General features: G+C 39.8%; 8 protein-coding genes. 3 read left to right on the forward strand and 5 right to left on the reverse strand.

The window, feature by feature from the left end; translation table 11 throughout:
- Window positions 1-98 precede the first annotated feature (98 nt).
- Entirely contained in the window at window positions 99-614 is a 516-nt protein-coding gene (locus tag ASV53_RS22380) for an ATP-dependent zinc protease family protein (protein ID WP_094958747.1), read from the reverse strand.
- Window positions 615-732: 118 nt separating this feature from the next.
- Window positions 733-1,329: an HAD family hydrolase gene (locus tag ASV53_RS22385; RefSeq protein ID WP_094958748.1), complete on the reverse strand. Its 597-nt coding sequence runs from the start codon at window positions 1,327-1,329 to the stop codon at window positions 733-735.
- A 120-nt stretch (window positions 1,330-1,449) separates the two neighbouring features.
- Here ASV53_RS22385 and yciH point away from each other — a divergent pair, with 120 nt between their 5' ends.
- A complete protein-coding gene (gene yciH, locus ASV53_RS22390; RefSeq protein WP_062689301.1) occupies window positions 1,450-1,773 on the forward strand; it encodes a stress response translation initiation inhibitor YciH in 324 nt (107 codons plus the stop codon).
- 69 nt (window positions 1,774-1,842) lie between these two features.
- Here the strand turns inward: yciH and ASV53_RS22395 are convergent, their stop codons facing one another.
- Both ASV53_RS22395 and ASV53_RS22400 read right to left on the reverse strand, forming a co-directional pair.
- Entirely contained in the window at window positions 1,843-2,277 is a 435-nt protein-coding gene (locus tag ASV53_RS22395; protein ID WP_083540855.1) for a bactofilin family protein, read from the reverse strand.
- A complete protein-coding gene (locus ASV53_RS22400) occupies window positions 2,181-3,131 on the reverse strand; it encodes a M23 family metallopeptidase (RefSeq protein WP_094958749.1) in 951 nt (316 codons plus the stop codon). Before ASV53_RS22400 ends, ASV53_RS22395 begins: the two co-directional genes overlap by 97 nt.
- Before the next feature lie 343 nt (window positions 3,132-3,474).
- On the opposite strand from ASV53_RS22400, the gene ASV53_RS26065 reads away from it, so the two are divergent.
- Both ASV53_RS26065 and ASV53_RS22410 read left to right on the forward strand, forming a co-directional pair.
- The gene (locus ASV53_RS26065; protein ID WP_239928893.1) at window positions 3,475-3,738 is read left to right on the forward strand and encodes a hypothetical protein; all 264 of its coding nucleotides are present in this window, start codon (window positions 3,475-3,477) and stop codon (window positions 3,736-3,738) included.
- 915 nt (window positions 3,739-4,653) lie between these two features.
- Window positions 4,654-5,112, forward strand: a complete 459-nt coding sequence (locus ASV53_RS22410; RefSeq protein WP_094958750.1) for a phage protein — start codon at window positions 4,654-4,656, stop codon at window positions 5,110-5,112.
- Between the two features lie 31 nt (window positions 5,113-5,143).
- Here ASV53_RS22410 and ASV53_RS25615 read toward each other — a convergent pair.
- Window positions 5,144-5,370: hypothetical protein (locus ASV53_RS25615; protein ID WP_189337945.1), on the reverse strand; the 227-nt coding region annotated here is incomplete at its 5' end.

Raw genomic sequence — 5,370 nt, forward strand, 5'->3', positions numbered from 1 at the left:
GCATTAATTACACTTGGATTTTGACAGCTCTGGAGGATCGTTCAACCGATCATATTTACGCTAACTGATCGGCATTACCCTAGTGGGCGTTTTTTCAGTTAATCGTCATCATCTGACTTTTCAACATCTACAAGGTAGTTACCTTCTAGCCAGTTTCGGCCAATTAGTAGTTTATAGTCAAGTTTGCTTCTATCGCGAAGATTAACGGCAACCGTTTTATGTTCACCGTTCCATCCTAAATCCATTTTAACTGCATAGCGTCTTTCAACACCTTGTGCGTTACGTATCTTGCTCACTTTTACAATTTTACCTTTATAACGCGCTTTTTCACCTTGCTCGTTAAAGGTTGTAAACTCAACTGTTTCACCTAAGTGATCGCGCATGTCATCACTGTCGCTGTCTTTTCCTGAAACCTTTATATCAACAGCATGGATAGATGTCGTTTTCGCACCGGTATCAATACGCGCTTTATAGTCTAGATCGAGCTCATGGATCAGAATGGTTTCTACTTCACCGACAATAGACTTGCCATCTTGAGTTTTAGCAAGAGCAATAGAGGGGATGGCAGTACATATTGCCGCTAAGACAATCGCTGGTAGTCCGAATTTTTTCACAGAATCTCCTGATTATTAGTTATTGTTTTGTTATTTAACAAATATAGCCAATTGAGCAGTATTTACAGGGTTAGTATCACTATTCTTAATCAATCGACCTGAATATGCCATTAACCAGTTAAAGTTTGTCCATAATTTGACGTACACAAGCTTCATTCGGCACAAACTGAACAGATTCAAAACCTAACTCACTTGCCGTGATGATATTTTGAGCATTATCATCAATAAACAAACACTCTTCGGGTTTCAGTTGATAACGCTGGCAAAGCAATTCAAATATTTCAGGTTCTGGTTTGATCAAAAGCTCATTTGCCGAGACAATCCCACCTTTAAACTCACCAATAAAAGGGTGATTATCATTCAGTGTCTCAAAAAAAGCATTGCTCATATTCGTGAGATAATAAAGCGGATAGTTCAATGCTAACAAGTGTTCAACTAAGTTTGCTGAAATATTGATAAGCGTCAGATGATTTTGAACATGCACGAAAAAATCTTCCATCCTAGATTCAGGAAAACCAACGCGAGCAGAGAACTTAGGGATAACTTCTGCAAGTAACATGGTCCCACGATCTAACGATAACCAATCAGAATGACCAAGCACATTACTGAGCAGCAGTTCTTGCTCATATTCTGATGAGGTAAATTCAGCCACAATATTGCTCGGATTCCACTCAAACAGCACTGCACCAAAGTCAAAAACTACATTCCGAATCATAAGGGTTTCCGATCGACTGTCATTTATTGATAATATGACCCATCAACGATTGTGCAAGTGAGATTAGCGAAGTTAATACTGAACTCACAAAACCCAGTAAATTCATGAGATTCTTACATAATGAGTGATAACAGCCGATTAGTGTTTTCGACCGAAACAGGCCGCATTAAAGAAGAAAAAGAAAAACCATCTCGACCTCAGGGTGATGGTATTGTCAGAATCCAGCGTCAAACCAAAGGCCGTAAAGGTAAAGGTGTATGCATTGTTACTGGTTTAGACATGGAAGACCCACAATTAAAACTGCTAGCGGCTGAACTTAAAAAAGTGTGTGGCTGTGGTGGTGCTGTTAAAGACGGTACTATCGAAATTCAAGGTGATAAACGTGACGTTATTAAAGCCGCGTTGGAAAAAAAAGGCCATACAGTCAAATTAGCTGGCGGCTAATTTTAGCGGGCTATATCCAAAAAGCTCACAAACAAGTGAGCTTTCTAATACCACACAAAGATAGAGAACTTACTCGTTCACCGCTTTCGGTTCTGAGTTCATTTTCTTTGCTGACGCTTTGTCTTTCGGTTCTAACGTTATAACCTGCTCTTTTTCTGCAGGGTAGGTACTGCCTAAGAAGCAGCCACCACGCTCTATGCTGAGGTCATCGCAGTAGATCGTACCTGTCACTTTTCCTTTATCTAGGATTTCAATAGCATTAGCGTAACAAGTACCTTCAACCAGACCGTTAACTATAATCTTATCCGCGTAAATCTCACCCTTTAAACGCCCAGAGTTACTGACTACCAAGGTTTTTTCCAAACGCAATTTACCTTCAATAATGCCATCAACTTGAATATCACAAGCTAACTGGAGCTCGCCTGTAATGTTACAGCCTTTTGCGATGACAGTTGTAGTTGCGTGCTGACTTGTTGTTCCACCTTTTTTATTAAAGATACCCATTTTATTTTTCTCTCTTTCTCGAAAATATGTTCAAAATTGTTCATGCCCCAATCGACAAATGGGCGAGGGTTCAGTGGTCTACCTATAAATCGGATCTCATAATGTAAATGAGGGCCCGATGACAACCCAGAATTACCGGAGTAACCAATCAACTCTCCCTTATCAACAAAGTTTCCGCTGCGAACAGCAAACTTCTTAAGGTGCGAGTAAGATGAGGTAATACCAAATGAGTGTTGAAGCCGAATGAAATTACCTGAACCTTTATTACTAGGACGAACCGTTTCCACAACACCATCTGCTGGCGCATAAATCGGCGTTCCAATATTTACCGCGAAATCCAAACCAGCATGTAATCGTACTTTTCCTGTGACTGGATGTTTTCGCTTACCATACTGCGATGATTGACGAGCATTTTTCACCGGCGCACCATTGGGTAAGCTATCTAATATGGCGATTCTGACCGCTGAGTTAATCGCTGCGACATCAAGCCGAGATTCAATCGGCGCTTGGGCATCAACATCTACACCAAGCAAATTTTCCAGTTCACCCAAACGGTCTGACACTAAAGAAAGCTTGGATTCTCTTTCACCTAGATCACTCTCAAGTTCATCCTTGAGTTGATTAAGCACATCCACTTCTTCATTTAACGTATAGGAACGTTTTTCTAATTCTTCTTGCTTCTCCTTAGCAAAATCGACTTCGTTTACAAGGAAGAAGATTGAACCAATGGTGAGTAATGATGCAGCTACTGCTGTTACCACTGCATAACGAACCCTTTTTTGCGCCTTCATCCCCAGGTGAAAGTGCTTGGATCCGTTGATTGTGGACACCGAAATAATGATTCGTTCCTTCATGGGAATCCGTTTTCTTTGAAACTCTTTATAGAAAAGCGACCACTTCACCATAGGACTTAAGAAAATCGTCAGGCTTCTGTTTTATTTTGGTAAATCCTGCCATTGATTAATATCTGATCTAATTAAGTTTCACTGAAATAGAAGCCCATAATACTTTGGTATTAATATGATGATGAGTGACTCTTCTTTTTTATATTGAATTCAGGTGTAATCATTCACCCGAATAAATCATGGACGATGCACAAAACAAAGCCTCTCTATAGCAATAATTAATAATGAGATAGGTGGTAGTGGAATAGGAGAGTTAACAACAGCTGTAACTTGAACCTAAAGGTAAGTAATTATGACGACCATAAAGCATTTAAAATTAGTAACCGTTGGTTCTTTTGTCGTTATTATTAATTCTTTACTCGCATCTAATGCGATTGCCCAAGGGAGTGAATTTTCTCCCTATGTAGATAACGAAGGTAAGATCAGCTTTCCGAGTGATTTTAGAACGTCTATGGTGCACTTAGGATCTTGGTTCGTACCTGATGGTGATGCGAGTGGTTTTCACGATGTATATACCGAGAAGTCATCCGTTGAAGCATTTCGTAAAACTGGATAATTTCCTGATGGTGCAACGCTGGTCAAGGAGTTGAGAGCATCAAAGAAAGGAAATTACAGTACCGGGCAAGATGTGAGTCATTCAACCCAGCAAAACAAAGCGATTGGATATATACCGAGGCTTATCCGATTCTCATGGAACCCAATTAATCCTTTTCTAATCAGGGTTAAGCTTAATGTCTTTAAGCCGTTATCCTGCGCCTAACAATGAAGATCATTGGGTACCAATAAATATAGCTGTCACCGCACAGCTAGCATGATAGACCTAACTCATGAACTCTCGGCAAGCAATTGACTCAGCTGTCGTTACTTGCCATTTTTAATCGTGTGCTGTGTGACATCTACAACAGCAGCGAAGCAATGTGATTGCAGATCTAGATCTCTGTAGCTATTGGTAATGAGTACCGAACTTGAAGGACAAGGCAAACTGACCATTTGCAGCTGTACCTTAAAGTAAGGTGTTAATTACCTATTTTATGGTAAATGCGATTATGTTCAATGAAGCTCATGACTTTCATGAACTTATTTAAAATACCAGAACCTAATATTATCAATGGGGAACAGCCTAAGCTAAGTTATTGATTTTAAGTATCTCGTGAAGTTATCTTAAATTCCAGACTATTTAACATAACTTACATAATGCGCACTGAGGGGTACTTTTTTAACATACCTGAATGCATTCCTAGTTAATGCCAAAACCTATGATTTCAATACGTCGAAATCCCTTTAAGCAACTATTTATATAACTTCCTTGTGGTTTTATCACTTAGTTGCTGTGGTTATCTTGCCAGTGCTTGATAAGTTTGTACTAGAGTTTGAATCTGAATTTGTTAACGATAATCGGTTTTAGCTATCACCACATGCTTTATCAATCGAAAAATACAATCAAACTTAGATATTTTTTGCGAGGTACATCATGCTCCACGAATCGTTTGTTAAGCTGTTTTGGCGTTGTTTCGATGATATTCCCCAAGGCGCGGCATGGTTTCATGTTCAGCCCGTCACCGTAAAACGCTGGTTATCTGGCTGGATGGACGTTAATCCGATGGCTGAAAAACTGCTGTTGATTCGCGTTCGTGGCTATTTGCCTGATGATACTCGCTGGACGGGATTTCGGATTGATGAGGAACGCTGTGTGATCATTACACCTGAAGGACGAATGTTCAGCCCCAAAGAGCTGGATTCTGTCGCGTTACGGTTTGATGAGTATCATCAGTTAAAACGTATGTACGAACTGGATTACATTCCCGTACGTTCCAATGTGGTGACGCCGTTACCGTTTCGTGGTGGCCGTCGTATCAAACAGCCACAAAGTGACACGGTAACTAAAGAGAAAAAGAAGATGTATCGCGAGGTAGCCAAGAAACGAATGTGACAACTTCCCTAGCCTGCTGTTTTAAGCAGGCTTACTTTTTTATTATATCTATGACATTTTTCAGTAGAGTACTGTCATTCGCCGAGGATTTTGATGTAATAACACTTTCATTTTTATTCATCTTGCTATGAAGAAGGTATTCTTTTATAACTTCAACTTTTGCATCTACTCTCAATTTCAATGATCGCTCAGGGTCACTGCTAATCTCTTTATTTAACTCTGTTTCAACTGCTTCTTTTACTAAGAACTCAATTCTTT

It is taken from the genome of Photobacterium sanguinicancri, assembly GCF_002265265.1.
GTDB classification, from domain to species: Bacteria; Pseudomonadota; Gammaproteobacteria; order Enterobacterales; family Vibrionaceae; genus Photobacterium; species Photobacterium sanguinicancri.

What these genes read in the sequence shown, in the direction of transcription:
- ASV53_RS22385 (WP_094958748.1), bottom strand. Translation starts at nt 1,329, where the DNA reads ATGATTCGGAATGTAGTTTTTGACTTTGGTGCAGTGCTGTTTGAGTGG.
- yciH (WP_062689301.1), top strand. Translation starts at nt 1,450, where the DNA reads ATGAGTGATAACAGCCGATTAGTGTTTTCGACCGAAACAGGCCGCATT.
- ASV53_RS22395 (WP_083540855.1), bottom strand. Translation starts at nt 2,277, where the DNA reads ATGGGTATCTTTAATAAAAAAGGTGGAACAACAAGTCAGCACGCAACT.
- ASV53_RS22400 (WP_094958749.1), bottom strand. Translation starts at nt 3,131, where the DNA reads ATGAAGGAACGAATCATTATTTCGGTGTCCACAATCAACGGATCCAAG.
- ASV53_RS26065 (WP_239928893.1), top strand. Translation starts at nt 3,475, where the DNA reads ATGACGACCATAAAGCATTTAAAATTAGTAACCGTTGGTTCTTTTGTC.
- ASV53_RS22410 (WP_094958750.1), top strand. Translation starts at nt 4,654, where the DNA reads ATGCTCCACGAATCGTTTGTTAAGCTGTTTTGGCGTTGTTTCGATGAT.